Origin of the sequence: Pseudomonas sp. v388, assembly GCF_003935425.1 — a bacterium.
Lineage (GTDB): Bacteria > Pseudomonadota > Gammaproteobacteria > Pseudomonadales > Pseudomonadaceae > Aquipseudomonas.
In genome coordinates, this window is the sequence record NZ_RHQN01000001.1 from 29744 (window position 1) to 52459 (window position 22716).

At 62.7% G+C, this 22716-nt stretch carries 21 protein-coding genes; 14 read left to right on the top strand and 7 right to left on the bottom strand.

Annotated elements, in window-relative coordinates; all coding sequences use genetic code 11:
• Nucleotides 1-111: 111 nt before the first annotated feature.
• The 4 genes from EGJ27_RS00160 to EGJ27_RS00175 all read right to left on the bottom strand — a co-directional run bounded on the left by EGJ27_RS00160 (nt 112) and on the right by EGJ27_RS00175 (nt 3942).
• Nucleotides 112-1290, bottom strand: a complete 1179-nt coding sequence (locus EGJ27_RS00160; protein WP_125828602.1) for a PLP-dependent aspartate aminotransferase family protein — start codon at nt 1288-1290, stop codon at nt 112-114.
• A complete protein-coding gene (locus tag EGJ27_RS00165; RefSeq protein WP_125828603.1) occupies nt 1287-2663 on the bottom strand; it encodes a pyridoxal-phosphate dependent enzyme in 1377 nt (458 codons plus the stop codon). Before EGJ27_RS00165 ends, EGJ27_RS00160 begins: the two co-directional genes overlap by 4 nt.
• Nucleotides 2664-2846: 183 nt before the next feature.
• On the bottom strand, nt 2847-3023 hold the full coding sequence (locus tag EGJ27_RS00170; protein WP_125828604.1) for an ATP-binding protein: 177 nt from the start codon (nt 3021-3023) through the stop codon (nt 2847-2849).
• Nucleotides 3024-3048: 25 nt separating this feature from the next.
• Nucleotides 3049-3942 carry an NAD(P)-dependent oxidoreductase gene (locus EGJ27_RS00175; protein WP_125828605.1) on the bottom strand — a complete coding sequence of 298 codons (894 nt, stop codon included), beginning with the start codon at nt 3940-3942 and terminating at the stop codon, nt 3049-3051.
• A gap of 108 nt (nt 3943-4050) precedes the next feature.
• On the opposite strand from EGJ27_RS00175, the gene EGJ27_RS00180 reads away from it, so the two are divergent.
• Nucleotides 4051-4902, top strand: a complete 852-nt coding sequence (locus EGJ27_RS00180; protein ID WP_125828606.1) for a LysR family transcriptional regulator — start codon at nt 4051-4053, stop codon at nt 4900-4902.
• 14 nt (nt 4903-4916) lie between these two features.
• On the opposite strand, the gene EGJ27_RS00185 is transcribed toward EGJ27_RS00180, so the two are convergent.
• Nucleotides 4917-6371, bottom strand: coding sequence for an MFS transporter (locus EGJ27_RS00185; protein ID WP_125828607.1), 1455 nt, complete (start codon nt 6369-6371; stop codon nt 4917-4919).
• 252 nt (nt 6372-6623) lie between these two features.
• On the opposite strand from EGJ27_RS00185, the gene EGJ27_RS00190 reads away from it, so the two are divergent.
• On the top strand, nt 6624-7382 hold the full coding sequence (locus tag EGJ27_RS00190; RefSeq protein WP_125828608.1) for an SDR family NAD(P)-dependent oxidoreductase: 759 nt from the start codon (nt 6624-6626) through the stop codon (nt 7380-7382).
• Between the two features lie 103 nt (nt 7383-7485).
• A complete protein-coding gene (locus EGJ27_RS00195; RefSeq protein WP_125828609.1) occupies nt 7486-7980 on the top strand; it encodes a nuclear transport factor 2 family protein in 495 nt (164 codons plus the stop codon).
• Between the two features lie 313 nt (nt 7981-8293).
• Here the strand turns inward: EGJ27_RS00195 and EGJ27_RS00200 are convergent, their stop codons facing one another.
• Together EGJ27_RS00200 and EGJ27_RS00205 are read right to left on the bottom strand one after the other, a co-directional pair.
• Entirely contained in the window at nt 8294-9580 is a 1287-nt protein-coding gene (locus tag EGJ27_RS00200; RefSeq protein ID WP_125828610.1) for an MFS transporter, read from the bottom strand.
• Nucleotides 9581-9691: 111 nt separating this feature from the next.
• Nucleotides 9692-10648 carry a LysR family transcriptional regulator gene (locus EGJ27_RS00205; RefSeq protein ID WP_125829418.1) on the bottom strand — a complete coding sequence of 319 codons (957 nt, stop codon included), beginning with the start codon at nt 10646-10648 and terminating at the stop codon, nt 9692-9694.
• Nucleotides 10649-10757: 109 nt separating this feature from the next.
• Between EGJ27_RS00205 and EGJ27_RS00210 the strand changes: the two genes are divergently transcribed.
• From EGJ27_RS00210 to EGJ27_RS00260, 11 genes are all read left to right on the top strand, one after another.
• Nucleotides 10758-11516, top strand: coding sequence for an SDR family oxidoreductase (locus EGJ27_RS00210; protein WP_125828611.1), 759 nt, complete (start codon nt 10758-10760; stop codon nt 11514-11516).
• A 32-nt stretch (nt 11517-11548) separates the two neighbouring features.
• Nucleotides 11549-12397 (top strand): ureidoglycolate lyase, encoded by an 849-nt coding sequence (locus tag EGJ27_RS00215; RefSeq protein ID WP_125828612.1) that lies wholly within the window; start codon nt 11549-11551, stop codon nt 12395-12397.
• 46 nt (nt 12398-12443) lie between these two features.
• Complete coding sequence (gene denD / locus EGJ27_RS00220) at nt 12444-13421, top strand: D-erythronate dehydrogenase (protein ID WP_125828613.1); 978 nt, start codon at nt 12444-12446, stop codon at nt 13419-13421.
• A gap of 69 nt (nt 13422-13490) precedes the next feature.
• Nucleotides 13491-14864: an MFS transporter gene (locus tag EGJ27_RS00225; protein WP_125828614.1), complete on the top strand. Its 1374-nt coding sequence runs from the start codon at nt 13491-13493 to the stop codon at nt 14862-14864.
• The gene (locus EGJ27_RS00230; protein ID WP_125828615.1) at nt 14861-15745 is read left to right on the top strand and encodes an NAD(P)-dependent oxidoreductase; all 885 of its coding nucleotides are present in this window, start codon (nt 14861-14863) and stop codon (nt 15743-15745) included. The genes EGJ27_RS00225 and EGJ27_RS00230 overlap by 4 nt, the downstream gene beginning before the upstream one ends.
• Nucleotides 15746-15760: 15 nt before the next feature.
• Complete coding sequence (locus tag EGJ27_RS00235; protein WP_125828616.1) at nt 15761-17545, top strand: IlvD/Edd family dehydratase; 1785 nt, start codon at nt 15761-15763, stop codon at nt 17543-17545.
• Between the two features lie 15 nt (nt 17546-17560).
• Nucleotides 17561-18739 (top strand): fumarylacetoacetate hydrolase family protein, encoded by a 1179-nt coding sequence (locus EGJ27_RS00240; protein ID WP_125828617.1) that lies wholly within the window; start codon nt 17561-17563, stop codon nt 18737-18739.
• A gap of 408 nt (nt 18740-19147) precedes the next feature.
• Entirely contained in the window at nt 19148-19924 is a 777-nt protein-coding gene (locus EGJ27_RS00245) for a transporter substrate-binding domain-containing protein (protein ID WP_125828618.1), read from the top strand.
• A gap of 99 nt (nt 19925-20023) precedes the next feature.
• On the top strand, nt 20024-20701 hold the full coding sequence (locus EGJ27_RS00250) for an amino acid ABC transporter permease (RefSeq protein WP_125828619.1): 678 nt from the start codon (nt 20024-20026) through the stop codon (nt 20699-20701).
• Nucleotides 20698-21432, top strand: coding sequence for an amino acid ABC transporter ATP-binding protein (locus tag EGJ27_RS00255; protein WP_125828620.1), 735 nt, complete (start codon nt 20698-20700; stop codon nt 21430-21432). The genes EGJ27_RS00250 and EGJ27_RS00255 overlap by 4 nt, the downstream gene beginning before the upstream one ends.
• Before the next feature lie 21 nt (nt 21433-21453).
• Nucleotides 21454-22701: a cysteine desulfurase-like protein gene (locus tag EGJ27_RS00260; protein WP_125828621.1), complete on the top strand. Its 1248-nt coding sequence runs from the start codon at nt 21454-21456 to the stop codon at nt 22699-22701.
• The last annotated feature ends 15 nt before the right edge of the window (nt 22702-22716 follow it).

Genomic DNA, 22716 nt, shown 5'->3' on the forward strand with positions numbered 1-22716 from the left:
TCTGGACGAGAAGGCTGGCCTTGAAAGAACGGCAAGCCGACGCCGGTTCCGCACGAACGCCTTCGAGTTTCGGCCGCTTCGGCTCCAGCGACGGTCCCGTGCGCCGGTCTTTCAGATGCTGGCCAAGGCTTGCGCCAGATCGGCGCGCAGGTCCTCTACATCCTCGATGCCCACCGACAGCCTCACCAGCGCGTCGCCGATGCCCAGTCGGGCGCGATTTTCTGCGGGGATGCTCGCGTGGGTCATGATGGCCGGGTGTTCGATCAGGCTCTCGACACCGCCCAGGCTTTCCGCCAGCGCGAAGAGTTTGACCTGCTCCAGGAAGCGCCGGGCTCCGGCCAGATCGGTATTGAGGTCAAGGGAGATCATGCCACCGAAGCCCTGCATTTGTTCGCGTGCCAGTACGTGCTGAGGATGAGACGCCAAGCCGGGGTAGTACACGCGTGCCACTTGCGGCTGGAGTTCCAGCCACTGCGCCAGGTCAAGTGCGTTGCTGCAATGGCGCTCCATGCGCAGCGCCAGGGTTTTCACCCCGCGCAGGGTCAGGAAGGCGTCGAACGGGCCGGCGATGGCGCCGACCGAGTTCTGCAGGAAGCCCAGGCGCTCGGCCAGTTCAGGGTTGTTTCCCACCACGGCGATGCCGCCGATGACATCGGAATGGCCGTTGAGGTACTTGGTGGTGGAATGCACGACGATGTCGAAACCCAGCGCCAGTGGCTGCTGGATACACGGGCTGGCAAAGGTATTGTCCGCCACACAGAGGATGCCCCGCTCGCGGCAGATGGCGGCGATGGCTGCCAGGTCGCTCAGCCGCAACAGCGGATTGCTGGGCGTCTCTACCCAGATCATGCGCGTGTCGTCCTGCAGCCCGGCTTCGAAGGCCGACAGGTCGGTCATGTCGACGAAGCTGAAGCGGTGGCCGGCGCTGCGGCGGCGGACTTTGTCGAACAGGCGAAACGTGCCGCCGTACAAGTCATCGCCGGAAAGCACGTGGGAACCGGCATCAAGCAATTCAAGCACTGACGAAATCGCTGCCAGCCCGGAGGCGAAGGCGAACGCCTGGGTACCGCCTTCAAGATCCGCGACACAGCGCTCAAGGGCCCAGCGAGTGGGATTGTGCGAGCGGCCGTAATCCAGGCCTTTATGCACGCCGGGGCTTTGCTGCAGATAGGTCGAATTGGCATAGATCGGCGGCATCAGCGCGCCGGTGGAAGGGTCCGGAGCCTGCCCGGCATGGATCACGCGGGTAGCGAAGGCGTGATGCGGCGTGGTTGCGTCGTGCTGGCTCATGCAAAAGATCTCCGCAAATGATTGAGCAGGTCGACCCGGGTAATCAGGCCATGAAAGCCCGAGGCGTCGGCGATGATCGCCACCAGGCCACGATCCAGTTCCTGCTGGAGTTCATCAAGGCCGCTGTCCGGCGGCAGGGTTTCCACTTTGTCACTCATCGCGCCGGCAACCGAGAGCTGAAAATGCGCAGGGTCCTGATGGACACCCAGCAGAATGTCGGATTCGTCGATGACCCCCACCAGCCGTTTGCCTTCGACCAACACTGGCAACTGCGAGACATCGGCCAGACGCATGCGCTGGAAGGCGGTGAGCAAAGTGTCATCCGGCGTGACGCTGATCACCCGGCCATCCTCGAAACGTCGGGCGATCAGATCGCGCAAATCGCCGTAGTGGGTGCGCTGCAGCAGGCCCTGGTCGGTCATCCACTGGTCGTTGTAGACCTTGGACAGATAGCGCGTGCCGGTGTCACAGACAAAACTGACGACGCGCTTGGGCTCGGTCTGTTCGCGGCAATACCGCAGCGCCGCAGCCAGAAGGGTGCCCGTCGAAGAACCGCCGAGCAGGCCTTCGGTCCGCAACAGCATTCGGGCATGGTCAAAGCTTTCCTCATCACTGATCGAATAAGCGTGGCGCACACTGGAAAGGTCGGCAAACGAGGGGATGAAATCTTCTCCAATGCCCTCGACCGCCCAGGAACCGGGGGTTGGCAGGGTGCCGTCGCGGCTGTATTGCGCGACCACCGAGCCGACCGGGTCGGCCAGCACCATCTGCAGGTCAGGCTGCACGCGCTTGAAAAAACGGGTCAGGCCGGTAAGCGTCCCGGCCGAACCGACGCCCACCACGATAGCGTCCAGGTCATGCTGAGTCTGCGCCCAGATTTCCGGCGCGGTGCTGGATTCATGTGCCAACGGGTTGGCGGGGTTATTGAACTGATCGGCAAAGAACGCGTCGGGGATCTCGGCCGCCAGTCGTGCCGCGAAGTCCTGGTAATACTCGGGATGGCCTTTGCCGACGTCGGAGCGGGTAATGTGCACTTCAGCGCCCATGGCCTTGAGGTGCAACACCTTCTCGGTGGACATCTTGTCGGGCACCACCAGAACCACCCGGTAACCCTTCGCCCGACCGACCAACGCCAGACCCAGCCCGGTGTTGCCCGCTGTCGCTTCGACAATGGTTCCGCCTGGCTGCAGACGTCCGTCGCGCTCGGCCGCATCAATCATGGCAAGCCCGATGCGGTCCTTGATCGAGCCGCCGGGGTTCTGGGATTCGAGCTTGAGAAACAACGTACAAGGCCCGGTGTCGATGCGACTGACGCGCACCAGCGGCGTATTGCCGATCAGTTCGAGCACGGCAGGATGGGAATCGGCTGACATGTCATACCCTCAAAGCGCCAGGTAGAAATTCAAGGACGGTCTGCTTGCGTGTTCAGACAGCCTAGACGTAAGGCGGAATGTGGCAAACGTCCGCTTTGGTCGGGACGCGGGGAGAGAGGGCATAGCGCCGGGGTTGTCGTCAGGCTCGGGGTTGATTGTGGTGGTGCGATGCGCAGGAAACGGTCAGTCTCCGGGAAGTTTCACACTCAAGGTCGTGCCAAGGCCTGCGGTCGACTCAATGGAGATGACACCGCCGTGGGCGGTCGTGATTTCCTTGACCCTGAACAGCCCCAGACCGATGCTGCGCGCAGCGGTCGCTTCGGATGTAGCCCGCGTCATGGGCTCGAAGAGGGTCGCCATCGCCGCCTCCGATACGAGCTGGCTGTCAGCGACTATCGGTCGTGATCTCCCTGGGACGCTCCGCTGAGCGAGTAACCGTTTCGGTGGCAAAAATCGACCAGTCCTTGTGGCCCAGCCCTCGGGCCACGGCCGCGGTCATGTTCGCCCGCACCGCGTCGGCTGCGGGCAGTTCCAGGTTCACGCGGTGGGCCGCCTCGATGGCCAGGTTGATATCCTTGAGACCCAACGACAACGCGAAGCCCGGTTCGAAAGAACCGTTGACGATGTTCTGTCCATAGCGTTGATAGCTGGGCGAGGCAAACAAGGTCTGGGTCATCAGGTCAATGAATGTGGCCGGGCTCAGTCCATGACGCCCGGCCAGCGCGCTGGCCTCACCCAGGGACTGGATGGCTTGGGTAATCATCATGTTTCCGGCGATCTTGGCAATGCTGGCGTGCACCGGATCGTCGCCCATCCGCCAGGTCTTTTTTCCCAGCAAGTCGAAGAGGGGCTGTACGGTCGCAATTGCCGTCGGCGACCCGGCGACAACGATGTTCATTTCGCCCTTCGCCGCCACCGCAGGCACGCCGAAAACCGGCGCCGCAACCAGCGCCATGCCGTTGGCGTGATGAATGGCTTGCAACTCTTTCATCAGCGGAGGAGAGAGCGTCGACATCACGACGTGGATACAGCCCTTTCTCGCGGTGTTGATCACTGCAGAAGTCAACAGCACAGTCCTGACGGCGTGATCGTCGGCAAGCATGCTGATGGTGACGTCCTCCTGGAATGCCTCGGCGGGTGTGGCGAGGATGCGCACGTCTTGCAGATCCGCCAGCGTTTTCCGGGTGCGATTCCATGCCGAGACGCGATGCCCTGCCGCAAGAAGCAGGGGAATGATGGCGCGTCCCATGCTGCCTGTCCCGATAAAGCCGATGTTCATGTTGAAGCCTCCTGCTGCTGTTGATGGCTTCAAAGTATGCGGTTCAGGGGATTGCCGCGGGACTGCCATTGTTGCAACCTCGTCGTTCATTTTTGTAAGGGGTGAGGCATGGACTGGAGCGACATGCGGATCTTCCTGGCGATTGCCCGCAGCGGCTCGCTGGGCGGTGCCGCCAGACAATTGGGGGTCAGTCACCCGACGGTCGGGCGGCGTCTGCAGGTGCTTGAGCACACCAGCGGACAGCCCTTTTTCCTGCGGACTGCCCAAGGGCTGGTGCTGACGGACAGCGGCGAGAGGATTCTCAGTCTGGCGCAGGACATGGAGCACAGCGCCCTGGCCATCGAGCGTCGTCTGGCGGGGCACGGTGATCATCCCGAAGGCTTGTTGCGCATATCCTCAGCCGACTGGTTTGCCTGCCATGTGTTGTCGCCGGTCCTGAGCGAACTGGTGCAACGGTATCCGTTGATCGTTCCCGAAGTCATCGCCGGGCATCGGCTGTTCGACCTTGCCCGCCGGGATGCCGACATCGCTTTCCGGATCGTGCCCTTCACCGAGCCCGATATCGTCCACCGCAAACTCACCACCTTGCCGTACGGGCTCTACGCCGCTTTGAACGCCCCGACGCCGCGCCCGGATGGCGAGGGCCTGGGCCTGATCCTCATGAACGTCGCCCAGGCTCATTACCCGGACGTGCAGTGGCTGCAGCAACGCTATCCGCTGGCGCGCACCGTGTTCACCAGCAGCAGCCGGACGGTTCAGGCGCAGATGTGCGCCAAGGGCCTTGGCGTTGCCGTACTGCCCCGCGTTCTCGGCGACTCCGTGTCGGGGCTGCGACGGCTGGATGAGGACCCGCCGCCGCCAGGGCGGGACATCTGGATGGGGTATCACCAGGACATGCGCCAGATGGACCGGCTGCGCGCGCTGGCCGATCTTGCCTCCAGCATGATCGGCGCCCCATAAAACGTTGAGGCCTCTCAGGTCGAGCGAACGGCCGATGGCTCCGGTACCAGCGCAGGCTGCCGTGCTAACGTCAGGCTCACCGCAGCCCCCACGGCCAGGCAGGCGGCGATGCACAGAACGGAGATCGTGAAGGCGTGAGTGATGCTGACCGCCGTCGCCTGTTCCCCCAGCAAGGTATAAAAAACGCCACCGATCAGTGCAACGCTCAGCGACGTGCTGATTTGCAACGTAGCGCTGGTGACGCCTGCGATCATCCCCGAATACGCCGGCGCGACCCGGCCCGTGACCATGCGCATCAGCGTCGGCAGGGCCAGCCCTTGTCCCAACCCGATCATGAACAGGATGGCCGTCAGGGACGTGAGGGGCGGGGCGAGGGTGGTCGGCGTCGCTGACACGAGCCAGCCCAGCCATAGAAAACCTGATACTTCCAGTCCCATGCCTACGGGGTTCACGTAGCCCCCCAGGACGCGCCGGAGTCGGGGGACCGATAAAGGACCGAGCAGGAAACCCACGCCGAAGGGCAGGAAGATCAGGCCGGCCTGCAGTGCACTCATGTGCAGTGCGCCTTGCATGTACAGCGAAAACAGCAGGAAAAACACACCGATAGCGTAGAAGCAAAGTGCGACCAGTAGCGCGCGACCCAGGCCAGGCGCTTTCAGGGCGGCCGGGTCGAGGATCGGGGTGCCGCCTGCGAGGCGCAGGCGGGTCTCGTATCGCCAGAACAACACCGCCAGCACAGCGGCTGCGGCGAGCGACAGCCAGGCCCACAATGGCCATCCTGCTTCGCGGCCTTCAATCAACGGCACGACCAGCGCGGTCAGCGCCAGCATCGACAACGCCGTGCCCACCAGGTCCAGCTTGCTCGCGTGCGGGGCACGGGTTTCTTTGAGCACAGGGATGCCGAACGCAATGACCAGCAACGCGATCGGCAGGTTGACCAGGAATATCGCGCGCCACCCCATGCCCCACGCGTCGACGGCAATCAGAACGCCACCCAGCGCCTGGCCGATCACTGACGCCAGTCCAAACACGGCCCCATACACACTCAATGCCAGGGGTCTTTCCGACGCTGGAAAAATCGCCTGCACCGAAGCGAGCGCCTGAGGAGCCATCACGGCGGCGGTCACGCCCTGCAAGGCTCGCCCGAGGATAAGGAGCCAGGGCGAAGCCGCCAGCCCGCACATCAGTGACGCGGCGGCAAAGCCCAGCAGGCCAAGGAAGAACATCCGCCCGCGACCGTACAGATCGCCCAGTCGCCCGCCGGTAATCAGCGTCACGGCATAGAGCGTCGCATAGGAAGAGATCACCAGCTGCTCAGCGGAGGACCCTGTACCCAGATCCTCCTGTATTGAGGGCAGCGCGACGTTAACGATAAAAAAATCCAGGGGCGGCAGAAAAGCGCCTACGAGCAAGATGGCAAACATCAGCCAGCGCCGGGGCTCGGGCGCTTCTGTTTCGATTCGAGACATGACAGGCATCCTGTGTGGAAACTCAGGTTTCACGACGAGTGAAGGCGACAGGTAAGCGGCCAGGCTTGTGCAGGCTGTTTGCCCGCTCGCGCCGAGCCGATGGATGCCAATTTAGGGGATCGCTCCCGGTCTTTCGCCTTACAAAACTGCACGGCCATTGTTCATCCGTGTCAGTCCCGCTGTGCCGCGATGACGCTCACCATGAATAAGGTCGCTCCAGACGACCCTTTATCAACGACTGAGGAGTCAGACATGGCAGGTAAATTCAGCGATCAGGTCGCCGTCGTGACCGGCGGATCCACGGGGATCGGCTTTTCCATCGCGCAAGCCTTGATCGCCCAGGGCGCCAGACGCGTCTACATCACCGGACGGGCAGCGGACACGCTGGAGGCGGCGGTTGCCAGACTCGGCGACAAGGCTGTCGCGGTGGTTTCCGATGTCTCGCGTCAAGCGGATCTCGACGCGCTCAAGACGACAATCGAAACGCAGGACGACCGGCTCGACGCCGTGTTCGCGAATGCCGGGATCTGCGAGAAAAACCCGCTCGGAGAGACCAGCGAGGCGGCTTACTACGCAATGTTCGACGTGAACGTCAAAGGCGTTTTTTTCAGTGTCCAGACGCTTCTTCCGTTGATGAAAGACGCCTCGTCCATTGTCCTGACCGCCTCGATCTGCTCCAGCAACGGCATGGAAGGATTGAGCCTGTACAACGCTTCCAAGGCGGCAGTGCGATCATTTGCACGCACGTGGGCCAATGAACTCAAGGATCGCAAAATCCGCGCGAACGTGTTGAGCCCCGGCTTCACGCGCACGCCGCTGATGGACAACGGGCTGAAAATGAGCGAGAGCGATATCGCCGCATTGCGCCGATACGTCGAGCAAATCACGCCATTGGGCTACATGGCACAACCTGAAGAAATCGCCAGCGCGGCACTGTTTTTGGCCTCCGACGACGCCAGATACGTAAACGGCGTGGAGCTGATGGTCGACGGGGGGTTATCGCAAATCTGAAGTCTCACTGACCCCCGCGCGAACTCACTCCGAGGCCGGCGGGCCTGGACGGGCGCCGACCGACCGGTGCCGGTCCTGCGCACATCTCAACCAGGAGAACATCATGAACATCGATACCCTCAGCGCGCGACTCGACGCGCTGGAAAGCCGCGCCGCGATCGATCGACTTATCAGCGCTTACGCGAACGCATTCGACCGCCTCGACGCGGCGCTCCTGCAGGACATCTGGCACCTGGATGCCAGCCTCGATCTCCCAGGGTTCGGCAGCGCCTCGGGCCGTGACGGGATCCTCGCCATGGCTGAAAACAGCTGGCGCCAGATGCCCCACATGCACCACTGGATGGCCAATCCCTTGATCGATATCGTGGGCGACAGCGCTACGGGAACCGTCGCCGCGAACTGCCTGTTCCATGACATCGAAAAGGGGCCGGTGCAAGTCAGTGGGCTGTATTACGACAGGTTCGAACGCCGCGCAGGGAAATGGGCGTTTCTGTCGAGGCGATTCGAACTTCACTACCTGACCCCTTTGAACGACTGGCTACCCATTGCCGGCATCGAGTCGTTTTCAGCGTTACAGCCCGCAGCGGCCAGGGCGTAAACGCAGACGGGTCGCCCGTCTAGCGTAGCGTAGCGTCGAGTCGCATGAGAACGCCGAGTCCGTTACGGCATCCACGCCTGCAGCTTGAGCCTGGGCCTCCTTCAAGCCCAGGACAAATCAAACGTCGTCGACGCTGATCGTCGAGTTCGGCATAGCCCGGCTCCCACCTCTTGCAGCGGACAACCATTCCCCGACAAACGACAAGGCGGTACGCGCAGGTCGACCGAACAACGAGCAGTAGGAACCGCGTCTGAACCGTTCGGCTGGCTTGCCCCTGTTTCGGTCTGCAGTCTCGATCTGCGCGCGGCAACGCCTACCCCGCAGCCGGTGCCCCGTCCGCGCTCGACAAGGTCACCGGCTTGGGCGCGGGTTCTTTGAGCAGTGCGAAATAGGCCACCGCCGAGCATGCTGCCACCACTGCGCTGATCACGAATGCCGACGAGAAAGACCCGGTCTGCTGCACGCTGAAACCAGTGAGAATCGGTGCGATGGAGCCTGCCAGGTAACCACCGAAGTTCTGGATCGAACCGAAGGAGGCGACGCGTTCCGAAGGCACAATGGTGTTGACGATCATCCAGGCCGTGGCGCTCGAGATGTTGATGAAGAACATGGTCAGGCACAGCAGCACCACGCAAGCCACCACGTTGGTGGTAAACGCCACGATCAGCGTGAACAACGCGCCGCCAAGCAGGCCGAGAATCACCATCAGCTTACGGCTGGCCAGCACTTTCATGCCCCGCGCCACCAGGCGGTCGCAGGCCTTGCCGGCGACAATGGTCCCGACGGCGCCGAACAGGTAGGCCAGCGAGACCACCCAGGCGGTGCGGTACAGGTCCAGCCCGTGTTGACGTTCGAAGTAGCCCGGAAGCCAGGTCAGATTGAGCCAGATCATGTAGATCACACCCATGAAGCCCAGAAACGCACCCCAGGTATTGCGCTCCTTGAACAAGGCGATCCAGCGTACTCGTGGTGTGGCCGGGCGCTTGGCTTGCATGGGCAGTGGTTCGGCGCGTCCGCTCTGCGCCATGTATTGCGCCTTGCTCTTGTAGAACGCGAACCAGCAGGCGGCCAGCACCAGGCCGATGACCCCGGTGAGCACGAACATGCCGCGCCAGCCCAGGTGCACCATGAACAAGGTCAGCAGCGGCGGTGCCAGGCACGGCCCCAGGCAGGTCGAGGACCAGACCCAGCCGGTTGCCGTGCCGCGCTCCTGCGTGTCGAACCATTCCGACAGCGCCTTGGCGGCGGACGGGAACACCGGCGCCTCGCCGATGCCCAGCAGCACGCGCAATGCCACCAGCTGATGAAAACTGCTGAACAGGCCGAAAGCAGCCTGCGCCAAGGACCACACGATCAGGGAACCGCCCAGCGCCAGCTTGCTGCCCAGGCGATCAATGAGTGCGCCGAGCGGCAACTGCGAGAAGGCATAAGCGATTGAAAACGCCGAAAGCATGACGCCCATTTGAATGGGGCTGATGCCCAGGTCTTTCTGGATGGAGGTATTGGCGATGGACAGCGCACTGCGGTCCAAGTAATTGACGACGCCGATCAGGAACAGGAACAGAATCGTCAGTTTCTTGTAGCTTTTTATTGTTCTCATGAGCGCCTCTGTTGAGCGATGACGCCCGTCGTCGAGCGCGGGCGTCGTTCACTCTAGTCGGCCGGATGCCAGGCGCCCAATGACAGCTTTCCATTGATCGATAACCTTGGGTTATCGAAGGCTCTGTTGCGCCCGTTGCGCATCCGCGCCGCTGAGAAGCTCCTCGATCAAGGCCTGTGCCGACCAGCCAGGGCTTTCGTCGCGGCGAGTGATAATGCCGTAGTCCGCCAGGACCAGCGGAAACGGCAATGCCAGGCGGGCCAGACGTCCGGCCTGGACGTCAGGGCCGACCATGGACTCGGCGAGCATGGCCACCATGGGCGCGGTCTGCAGCAGTTGCAGGATGGTTCGCAGGGAAAGGGTTTCTACCGTGTTCTCGGGCGTCTGCATGCCCGCCTCGGCAAAGGCACGTTCGAGCCGCATGCGCATTGGCGTGCCAGTGGGAGGCACGATCCATGGCCAGCTGCCGAGTTCGCCCAGCGGCAGTTCATGCGCGCCGGCGAGCGGGTGCTGGCTGCCGGTCACCAGGCACAGGGGTTCTGGCGCCAAGGGCTGAAACTCGAACAGCTGGCGGTGGCGGTCAGAGGTGAACCGGGCAATGACCAGGTCCAGCTGTTTGTGTTCGAGCATGTTCAGCAGATCCGCGCTGGTGCCCTCCAGCACATCCAGCGTCAGCAGCGGCCAGCGTTGCTTGACCCCGACGATGGCGGCCGGCAACGCCACGGAGGTGGCGGCGTAGATGCTGCCGATCTTCAACAGGCCATGGCCGCCTTGCCGCAGATGATTGATCTGGCCCACGAAATGCCGAGAGTCATTGAGTGCGATGCGCGCGTAGCGGGCCACGTGAGCGCCCAGGTCGGTGGGCGACATGCTGCGCGGCAGCCGCTGGAACAAGGCGAAACCCAACTGCTTTTCGACTTCGCGAAGCATCTTGCTGACGGCAGGCTGACTGATGTTCATCTCCAGTGCCGTAGCGTGCATGTTTTGCGTACGCGCCAGGGTGTCCACCAACACCAGGTGACGAAAACGCAGCCAGTTGCACAACTGGCTAAAGCCCAGATCGGTCATCCGATAACCCTCGGTTATTGAACCTTGAGAATATCTCATTGGCGCTTATCGGCAACTGACTCTAAGTTCGTTTGACGCTGTCCCCCAACAACAAAAAACGGACACCTCCATGACTCCTGCCAATCAATGGACCCTTGCCAATAAACGCGTGTTGATCACGGCTGCCGCCCAGGGCATCGGCCGTGCGTCGGTTCTGGCCTTCCAGCAGGCCGGTGCCGAAGTCATCGCCACTGACGTGAATATCGAGCCGCTGCAGGATATGCCGGGCATCCTGGCGTTGCCGCTGGATGTGACTGAACGCGCCGCCATCGAGGCTATCCGCGACCAGGTGGGCACGGTGGACGTGCTGTTCAACTGCGCCGGCTACGTCCACAGCGGCGCCTTGCTGGAATGCGATGAGCAAGCCTGGCAATTTTCATTCGATCTCAACGTCACGGCCATGTACCGGATGATCCGCGCGTTCCTTCCGGGGATGCTCGCCGCGGGCGGCGGCAGCATCATCAACATGGCGTCGGTCGCCTCCAGCGTCAAAGGCTTGCCAAACCGTTTTGCCTACGGCGCCAGCAAGGCCGCCGTCATTGGCCTGAGCAAGTCGGTGGCCGCCGATTACGTCAGGCAGGGCATCCGCTGTAATGCCATCTGTCCAGGGACCGTCGACTCGCCGTCTCTGCGCCAACGCATCGCTGTCCAGGCACGGCAACAAGGCCGCTCGGAGGCCGATGTGTATCAGGCGTTCGTCGATCGCCAGCCGTTGGGCCGCCTCGGCCAAGCCGAGGAAATCGCTGCGCTGGCCCTTTATCTGGCCAGCGATGCCAGCGCCTACACCACCGGCGCCGTACATGTGATCGACGGCGGCATGAGCATCTGACTCTCTTTTTTGCAACCACTCAGGAACTGCCTATGAAACTGCTGCGCTATGGTGAGAAAGGCCAGGAAAAGCCCGGCCTGCTGGACGCCCAGGGAAACATCCGTGACCTCTCGGCGCATATCTCCGACATCGCGGGTCGTGCCTTGGAACTCGCCAGCCTGCAAGCCCTGGCTGAGCTGGACCCGACGGCCTTGCCGCTGGTGAACGGCTCGCCGCGCATCGGCCCTTGTGTCGGCGAAGTGGGGAAATTCATCTGCATCGGCCTGAATTACGCCGACCACGCCGCTGAATCCAACATGCCCGTGCCCACCGAACCTGTGGTGTTCAACAAATGGACCAGCGCCATCTGCGGCCCCAACGATGACGTGCAGATCCCCCGCGGCTCGAGCAAGACCGACTGGGAAGTGGAGCTGGGCGTGGTGATCGGCAAGGCCGGCCGTTATATCGACGAAAGCAATGCGATGGACCACGTCGCCGGGTATTGCGTGATCAACGATGTGTCCGAACGCGAGTGGCAGCTGGAGCGCGGCGGAACCTGGGACAAGGGCAAGGGCTTCGACACCTTCGGCCCCATCGGTCCGTGGCTGGTGACTCACGACGAAATCGCCGATCCGCATCAGTTGGACCTGTGGCTGGAGGTGGACGGGCATCGCTACCAGAACGGCAACACTCGCACCCTGGTGTTTCAGATTCCCGCGCTTATCGCTTACCTGAGTCGCTGCATGTCGCTGCAACCCGGTGACATCATTTCCACCGGAACGCCGCCGGGCGTCGGCCTTGGCGTGAAACCCGAGCCCGTCTTCCTGCGCGCCGGCCAGCAGATGCGCCTGGGCATTGCAGGCCTGGGTGAGCAATGCCAGCGCACCGTTCAAGCGGACTGAGCCCAAGGCGGCGTGCCACTGATCCAATAACAACAAGGAGAAACAGATGCGCATTCTGATTACCGGCGGTACCGGCTTCATCGGCCAGCAACTGGCGCGCCGCCTGCTCGACCTGCACAGCCTGGCCCTGGAAGGCCAGGCGCCCCAGGCCATTGAGCGCATCGTACTGTTCGATGCCTTTGCCGGCGACGAACTCCCCGACGACGCGCGCATTGAACGGGTTACCGGGGACATCGCCGATCCGCGTGTCGTAGCGAGTATCGTCGATGGCGTCGATCTGGTCTGGCACCTGGCAGCGGTGGTGAGTTCGGCGGCAGAAGCTGATTTTGACCTCGGCATGCAGGTCAATCTGCATGGCCTGCTGAACCTGCTGGAAACCTTGCGCAAGCAGGGCAGCAGGCCACGGTTCGTCTACGCCAGCGGTTTCGCGGTGTTCGGTGGCACCTTGCCCGAGGTCGTCAACGACGACACCGCGCTGACGCCGCAATCGTCCTATGGAATGCAGAAGGCGGTCGGCGAACTGCTGGTGGCCGACTACGCCCGCAAAGGCTTCATCGACGGCCGTGTGTTGCGCCTGCCGACCGTAGCCGTGCGCCCCGGCAAACCCAACAAAGCCGCGTCGACGTTCTTCAGCTCGATCATTCGCGAGCCGTTGAACGGCGAACCGGCCGTGTGCCCGGTGCGCCCGGATACCCAGGTCTATCTCACCTCGCCACGCCGGATTGTCGAAGCGATGCTGCGCGGCATGACCCTGTCGCCCGAAACCCTGGGCAATCAACGCATCATTCCACTGCCCGGCATCAGCACCACCGTCGCCGACATGGTCGCCGCCCTGCAAAGGGTCGCAGGCCCCGACGTGACCCGCCTGATCCGCTGGGAGCCGGACGCCACCATCCAGCGCATCGTCGAGAGCTGGCCGAGCAGGGTGGAGGCGCGGCGCGCAAGCGCCCTGGGTTTCACCGCCGACGCCGATTTCGATGCCATCGTGCGCGCTCACATCGAGGACACCCGACTGACCCTTTAACGCGCCCCGCAGTCAGGCGCCCGCTACTGCACACAATCCCATAACAACAACAATGCGAGGCCGTGCGACATGATCACTTCACACCCGGATGTCTCGGATATCGAAAGGCAAACCATCAAGCGCGTGACCCGGCGCCTGGTGCCGTTCCTTATCCTGCTGTTCGTCGTAGCGTTTCTGGACCGCAATAACGTCGGCTTCGCGGCGCTGCGCATGAACGAAGACATTGGCATCAGCCAGACCATCTATGGCCTGGGCGCCGGGATTTTCTTTCTCGGCTATTTCATCTTTGAAGTGCCGAGCAACATTCTGCTGCACCGCTTCGGCGCGCGGGTGTGGATCGCGCGCATCATGGTGACCTGGGGCATCATCGCCGGTGCGATGGGCTTTCTGCAGACCGCCGGGCATTTCATCACGCTGCGGGTCCTTTTGGGGATCGCCGAGGCGGGCTTTTTCCCGGGGGTGATCTACCTGCTGTCGCTGTGGTTCCCGAGCCGCTATCGAGCGCGCATGATCGCCACCTTTTACCTGGGCGTACCCATCGCGCAGATCATCGGTGCGCCGTTGTCAGTGGGCCTGATCGAACTGGGCGATGCCTATGGCCTGGTGGGCTGGCGGCTGATGTACATCGTCGAGGCCGTGCCGGCCGTCATTCTCGGCATGGTGTGCTACTTCTACCTCACCGACCGCCCGGCGGACGCCCACTGGCTGACCGTCGAGCAGCGCACCTGGCTGATCAACACACTGGAGCAGGAAGAGCGCGCCAAGCCACTGGTGGTCGGCGTGCAACCCACCAAAGGCCAGATGATCCGCAAGGCGCTGGCCAGCCGGCAGGTGTGGTTGCTGGCGCTGGTGTATTTCGGCATCACCTCTGGCTCCAACGCCATGAACTTCTTTCTGCCCACGGTGCTGGCGTCGTTCCGCGCCTCGTTCGGGCTGGAGATCGGCCTGATGCAGAACGGTCTGATCACCGCGATTCCCTACGCCGTCGCGGCCGTGGCGATGATCTGGTGGAGCCGCCGTTCCGACCGTCTGCAAGAACGCCACTGGCACGCCGGCGGCGCCGCAATGCTGGCCGCCATCTCCATTGCCGTGGCCCTGCTGATCAACCAGCCATGGATCATCGTGATCGGCTTCATCCTGCTGGCCATGGGCGTGTACAGCGCCATCAATGTGTTCTGGGCGGTGCCCGGCCAGGTATTGACCGGCGTGGGTGCGGCGGCGGGCATCGGCCTGATCAACTCCATCGGCAACCTGAGCGGTTTCACCGGCCCCTACCTGACAGGCTTCCTGTTCAACGCCACCGGCAGCTATACCCCGGGCTTTCTGATCATCGCCGCATTGGTCGGCGCCGGAGGTTTGGGCATGGTACTGATGCCGCGCAACAAGGTGGCTGTGGTCGGTGAACCCGAGCCGACCGTGCGCGGCCTTGGAGGCAAGGCATGAGCAAGCCCACCGTGGCGTTCATCGGCACCGGCATCATGGGTCAGCCCATGGCACTGAACCTGTTGAAAGCCGGTTACCCGGTCCAGGCCTGGAATCGCTCCGCAAACAAGACCGCGCCGCTGGCCGAACACGGGGCGCAGATACACGCCAGTGCGGCCCGAGCCGCCGAAGGCGCACAGACGCTGATCTGCATGCTCAGCGACGGCCCGACCTGCAACCAGGTGCTGTTCGGCGAGCAGGGCGCTGCCCTGGCCCTGGCGCCGGATGCCTTGGTGATCGTCATGAGCTCGATCGCCGTGGACGCAGCGGTCGAGCAGGCGCGCCAGTGCGCCAGGCTGGGGCTGCGCTATCTGGATGCACCGGTATCGGGTGGCGAACGCGGCGCCCGTAATGCCAGCCTGGCGATCATGGCAGGCGGCGAGCCCGACGCCTTCGAGCAGGGGCGCGCCATTCTGGCAACGCTGGGTCGAGCGGTGCATGTCGGCCCGGCCGGCACCGGCGAATTGGCCAAGCTGGTCAACCAGTTGATCGTCGCCAGCACCATCGCCACCGTGGCCGAAGGGCTGCTGCTGGCCGAACGCGGCGGCGCCGATCCGGCCAGGGTGCACGAAGCGCTGTTGGGCGGGTTCGTGGACTCGGTGATATGGCGCCAGCACGGCCAGCGCATGCTGCACAACGACTTTACTCCGGGCGGCCCCGCCAAATGGCAACTCAAGGACACTCGCACCGCGCTCGCCCACGCCGATTCCCTGGGCCTGTCGCTGCCGGTGGGCAGTCTGGTCAACGGCCTGTTCCAGGCCATGGTCGAGGCCGGTGACGGCGAGCTCGATCATGCCGGGCTGATCCGCCAGTTGCGCCGCCACAACCATTTGCCCGAATAACCGCCGGAGTTCGACATGACTGACCCAACCTCACGCCGTCTGCGCAGCCAGCAGTGGTTCGATGACCCGAGCCACGCGGACCTCACCGCGCTTTACGTTGAGCGCTACATGAACCAGGGCCTGACCCGCGCCGAGTTGCAGTCGGGGCGGCCGATCATTGGCATCGCCCAGACCGGCAGCGACCTCACGCCGTGCAATCGTCACCACATCGAACTGGCCAAGCGGGTCAAGGACGGTATCCGCGACGCAGGCGGCATTCCCATGGAGTTTCCGGTTCATCCCATCGCCGAGCAATCGCGGCGGCCCACTGCCGCCCTGGACCGCAACCTCGCGTATCTGGGGCTGGTCGAAGTGCTGCATGGCTATCCGCTGGACGGCGTGGTGCTGACCACCGGCTGCGATAAAACGACCCCTGCCTGCCTGATGGCGGCGGCCACCACTGACTTGCCGTCCATCGTGCTGTCAGGCGGACCCATGCTCGACGGCTGGCACAAAGGACAGCGCATCGGTTCCGGAACCGTGCTCTGGCATGCGCGCAATCTGCTCAGCGCCGGGGAGATCGACTACGAAGGCTTCATGACACTCACCACGGCGGCCTCGCCCTCGGTGGGTCACTGCAACACGATGGGCACGGCGTTGTCGATGAACGCTATCGCCGAAGCGCTGGGCATGTCGCTGCCCGGTTGCGCGAGCATTCCGGCGCCTTACCGTGAGCGCGGGCAAATGGCCTATGCCACGGGCATGCGCATTGTCGACCTGGTGCGCGAGGACGTGCGGCCGTCGCACATCATGACCCACGCCGCGTTCGAGAATGCCATTGCGGTGGCCTCGGCGCTGGGTGCGTCCACCAACTGCCCGCCGCACCTGATCGCCATCGCCCGCCACAGCGGGATCGATCTGTCCCTGCAAGACTGGCAGCGCGTGGGCGAAGACGTGCCGTTGCTGGTCAACTGCATGCCGGCCGGAGAATACCTGGGGGAAAGTTTTCACCGCGCCGGCGGCGTCCCGGCGGTGATGCACGAACTGGACAAGGTCGGGCGCCTGCACCGCGATTGCCGTTCGGCCAGCGGCCAGAGCATGGGCGAGATCGTCGAAAGCGCGGCGACCGGTGACCGCGACGTCATCCGCAGCTGCGCCGAACCGCTCAAGCACCGCGCCGGTTTCATCGTGCTGAGTGGCAATTTCTTCGACAGCGCCATCATGAAAATGTCGGTGGTGGGCGAAGCCTTCCGCAGCACTTACCTGAGCGACCCGCTGCAGCCCAACAGCTTCGAGGCGCGGGCCATCGTTTTTGAAGGACCTGAGGATTATCAGGCGCGGATCAACGACCCGGCCCTGGACATCGACGAGCGCTGCATTCTGGTGATCCGTGGCTGCGGCACGGTCGGCTATCCCGGCAGCGCCGAGGTGGTGAACATGGCGCCGCCCGCCGCGCTGATCAAGGCGGGTATCGATTCGCTGCCTTGCCTGGGCGACGGTCGCCAGAGCGGTACTTCCGCCAGCCCGTCGATCCTCAACATGTCGCCGGAATCGGCGGTAGGCGGCGGCCTTTCCCTGCTGCGCACCGGCGACCGCCTGCGCGTCGACCTCAATGCCCGCAGCGTGAACCTGCTGGTGGACGAAGCCGAGCTGGCAGCGCGCCGTCAGGAACCCTTACCGGCATTGCCGCCCGCGCAAACGCCCTGGCAGGAGCTTTACCGGCAATTGGTCGGCCAGCTGTCCACCGGCGGTTGCCTGGAACCGGCCACCCTGCATTGGCGGGTGATCGAAAAAAACGGCCCCCCGCGCCATTCCCACTGAGCCCAAGGACGAATTATGCAAGCGCTGCAACTGACGATTGAGAATTCCATGCCCCACGACTGGCAACGCGCAACCCTGGTAGGGCGCGTGTGGCTGCCGGGCGAGCAGGGCGGTCCGGCTGTCGTGGTATTGCGTGACGGTGAGGTCATCGATGTCACCGCGCAGTTTCCCACCCTGAGCCTGCTGCTCGACAGCGATACACCGCTGCAGGCCGCACGGGAGGCCGGTGGCCCGCGGATTTGCAGCGTGGAGGCGCTGCTCGCCAACAGCGGCGAACATCGTGATCCTGCACGGCCAGGCCTGTTGCCGCCCACCGATCTGCAGGTGATCAAGGCGGCGGGCGTGACCTTCGCCGCGAGCATGATCGAGCGGGTAATCGAAGAAAAAGCCGGCGGCAATGCGCAGCGGGCGCTACAGATACGCCAGCTGGTACAAGGGGTCATCGGCGACAACCTGCGTGATCTGCGCCCCGGCTCTGCCGAGGCGATGCGTCTCAAACAGGTGCTCATCGAGCAGCAGATGTGGTCCCAGTACCTGGAAGTGGGCATAGGTCCGGATGCCGAGATCTTCACCAAGGCGCCGATACTCGCCGCCGTGGGCAGTGGCAGTTCCATCGGCATCCATCCGCACTCGAGCTGGAATAACCCGGAACCTGAAGTGGTACTGGCGGTGGACAGCAAAGGCGGCATTCAGGGCGCGACGCTGGGCAACGATGTCAACCTGCGCGATTTCGAAGGGCGCAGCGCGCTGCTGCTCAGCAAAGCCAAGGACAACAACGCCTCGTGCGCACTGGGGCCTTTCATCCGTCTGTTCGACGAGCATTTCGGCCTGGACGATGTGCGCCGCTGTGAAGTTGCCCTGCGTGTCGAAGGCCAGGACGGCTACGTGCTCAACGGCGCCAGTTCCATGAGCCAGATCAGCCGCGACCCGGCCGATCTGGTCCAGCAGACCCTCAACCTCAACCATCAGTATCCCGATGGCTTCGTCCTGTTCCTCGGCACCCTGTTCGCGCCCACCGATGATCGCGACCAGCCGGGCCAGGGCTTCACCCACAAGGTGGGAGATCGGGTGAGTATTTCCTCGCCGCTGTTGGGTTGCCTTCAAAACCGCGTTGCCACCAGCGATCAGGCCCCGCCCTGGCGCTTTGGCGTGGGTGCGCTCATGAGCAATCTGGCGCGACGCGGCGTGCTGTAGACGGCGCGACACTTTCCTCCTTGTCCACCTGATCAGCCGGGCCTGGCTCACAGGAACGTCCACGTGGCGAACCCATACGCTGGGCACCGCTGCGTGGCCCAGACTCGGGTCATGGTCGGAAAAAGTTCCGGTGGGCGAGAATCGGAGCGGGATGCTCGCCTGCGCTTCACGCTCCGCTTCGGTGCACCGGTTCACCTCCCTCAACGGCCGAATCCGGTCCGTACCGCAGCCCGCCAGCCTCGACGCGCTCGCACCAATTCTGGAAATGCTCGCACCTGATTGAAGCATTTAATTCATTCTAGTTATCGCTTGAATTATTTGATCCGTCATCCTAGTCTGGGCCTCGAAACGCCTGCGCAAGCGGTAAGGCGGCCTAGTTGAACTGACTGATTGATCGGGGAGCAAGACATGAATGTGAAAGTACTCTTGAGCATGGCCGTGGCGACCGCATTTTCCGCTTCTACCTGGGCTGCCGACTGGACCGTGGGCGCCAACGTGGGCAACGTACCCTGGGAATTTCAGGACGCCAAAGGCGAGATCGTCGGCTTTGAAATTGACGTCGTAAAGGAAGTCGCCAAGCGCGCCGGCAAGACTGTCGAGTTCGTCAACATACCGTTCAATGGCCTGTTCAGTGCCGTGCAGTCCAAACGTGCCGACATCGCCATTTCCTCGATCACGATTACCCCCAAACGCCTCGAATCGGTGGGTTTCGCCCAGCCGTACTACGACAGTGACCAGTCCCTGTCGGTACTCGCGAAGTCCGGCATTACCGGTTTGAAAGACATGGACGGCAAAGTTGTGGGTGTCGATACCGGGTCCACCGGTGACATGTGGGTGAATACCCATCAGTCCGAGTACAAGTTCAAGGAAGTCTCGCGCTACGAAGGTCTGTCGCCTGCCATGCTCGATCTGGCGTCGGGCCGCATGGACGGCTATGTGAGCGATATTCCGGCGGTCCTGTACTACATCAAGGACAAGCCTCAATACAAGGTGGTGGCGCGTATTCCGACCAGCGAAAAGTATTCGCTGATGCACGCCAAGGGCTGGGCATCAGCCGCTCAGGTGAACGACATCATCTCGTCGATGAAAAAGGACGGCGTGATCGCCGACCTGCACAAGAAATGGTTCGGTGTTGATGCCGACCCTGAGTCCAGCACGGTGAAAGTGGTGGATGTGCTCAAGTAGCCACTCTGCTGACCACCGACTTCGCGCGCCGCCACCACAGCGCCGGTAAGTACTGACCCGACGCTTGCTACCTCAGCCCATTTCCACCAAGGAATCGCAATGGAGTTGTTACAGACTTTCTTCAACTGGAGCGTGTTCGTCGATGCGCTGCCACTGATGCTGCGCGGCCTTGGTGTGACCGTGATGCTGGGCGTTGTCAGCATCATTCTGGGGCTGGCCGGCGGCCTGCTGCTGGCGATGCTGCGGCTCTACGCGTACGCGCCGATTCGCTGGCTGGCGCGAGTCTACATCGACGTGCTGCGGTCCATTCCGCTGCTGGTGTTGCTCGTGCTGATCTATTACGCGTTGCCGTTTGTTGGCATTCGCCTGTCTTCTTTTGCAGCAGCGACTGCCGCGTTGTCACTGGTTTCCTGCGCTTACTCGGCCGAGATTTTCCGGTCCGGAATCGAGGCCATTCCACGCGGACAGTTCGAAGCGTCCGCGTCCCAGGGCATGAGCTTTTTCAACACCATGCGCGACATCATCCTGCCGCAAGCGATGCGAATCGTGATGCCGCCCATGACCAGCAACTGCATCAACGTCATGAAAGACACCGCCTTGGCGTCGGTCGTGGCCATGCCGGATCTGCTCAAGCAAGCCACTCAGGCTCAGGCGCTGGCGGCCAATCCGACGCCGTTGGTGGGTGCCGCGGTGATGTACCTGTTGCTGTTGCTGCCACTCGTGCAGCTGGTGAGCTGGCATGAACGACGCAGTGCCTCCGGGAGAAAAGGCGCATGAGCACCGTCATCGAAATACAACGAGTGGCCAAATTCTATGGGGCCTTCCAGGCTCTGGCGGATATCAACCTGAGCGTCGATCAAGGCGAAGTGGTGGTTATCCTCGGCCCTTCGGGCTCGGGCAAATCGACCTTGATCCGCTGTATCAATCTGCTGGAGGAATACCAGGAAGGCGACATCCGCGTTGCCGATCAGCGCGTGGAAAACGGGCCGAAGCTGGCGGGCATTCGCTGCGAGGTCGGCATGGTGTTCCAGAACTTCAACCTGTATCCGCACCTGACCGTGCTCGCCAACGTTGCGCTGGCGCCCGTGCGGGTACGGGGCATGTCCCGACGTGATGCCAATGAACGGGCGCGCCTGTTACTGGAAAAGGTCGGGATGGCTGCGCACGCGGAGAAATACCCCGGCCAGCTCTCCGGCGGACAGCAGCAACGCGTGGCCATTGCCCGCACCATGGCAATGGAACCCCGGGTGATCCTGTTCGACGAGCCCACTTCCGCGCTCGATCCTGAAATGGTAGGCGAGGTGCTGGACGTCATGCAGAACCTGGCACGTTCCGGGGTGACGATGGTTGTTGTCACTCACGAGATGGGGTTTGCCCGCAAGGTCGCCGATAGGGTGATCTTCATGGAAAACGGCCGAATCATCGAACAGAACAATCCGCACGATTTCTTCACGGCCCCGCAAGAGCCGAGAACCCGTGCGTTCTTGCAGGCGATCCTGCATCACTGATCAGATTGTGGAGAACATGCCTTGAAAGCTCTGGATATCGACTACGTACGCAGCCAGTTTCCTGCACTGAGCAGCGGTTATGCCTACCTCGACAACGCCGGCGGTTCTGCCGTGCTCAAGCCGGTTGCCGACCGTATCAGCGATTACCTGCTCAACAGTGCGGTGCAACTGGGTGCCTCCTACAGCGAATCGGTTGATGCCGGCGCGCGGGTCATGCAGGCTCGTGAATCGGTCGCCAGGTTGATCAATGCACCCCATCCGCAAGAGTGCGTAATGGGTGGCTCTACCACGCACCTGCTGCAAATCCTCTGCCGCGCGATTGCGCCGTCGATTCAAGCCGGTGACGAGATCATCGTCACCGATTGCGATCACGAAGCCAATATCGGCCCCTGGATGCGCCTGTGCGAAGAGCGCGGCGCGACGTTGCGGGTATGGGCCGTGAGTCCGCACAGCCTTGAACTTGAGCTTGATGATCTGGACGCGTTGCTCAGCGAAAAAACCCGCTACGTGGCGATGACTCATGCCTCGAACATTCTCGGCAGCGTCAACCCCGTGGCCCAGGTGGCGCGCAAGGTTCATGCGGTGGGCGGTAAATTGTGCGTTGATGCGGTTGCCTACGCGCCTCATCGACTGGTGGATGTGCAAGCGAGCGGTGCCGATTACTACGTGTTCAGTTTCTACAAGACCTTCGGCCCGCACTTTGCCGTGTTGTGGGGCAAGCGCGAAGCATTGCTGGAGCTGCCAAGCCTTAACCACTTTTTCATCGGGCGCGACGTCATTCCTTACAAGCTTCAGCCCGGCAACCTCAACTATGAACTGTCCTACGGCTGCATCGGAATAAGCGATTACCTGATCGACATCGGCCGACAGCTGGGCGCCATGGGCAGCGAGCGCCAGTTGATGCAGGCCGCTTTCGATGCCTTCGAGGTGCAGGAAGATCGTCTGGCCGAGATCCTGTTGGCCTTTCTGCGCGAAACGCCGGGGGTACGAATCATCGGCAAGCCGCGTGTGACCGACGGCGACCGTGTGCCCACCATCAGTTTTGTGGTCGAAGGTATCCAGTCCGAAGCGATCGTTCGACGCGTCGATGCGCATCGAATGGGAATTCGTTACGGTGATTTCTACGCCCGCCGCTTGATCGAAGCGCTTGGCCTGACCCGCTACGGCGGCGTGGTCCGCGTATCGATCGCGCATTACAACAGCGTCGATGAAATGAAGCGCCTGGTGGCGCATCTTGCCCAGGCAATCACCGAACTGCGTCCTTCCTGAATTTTCGAGCGATTT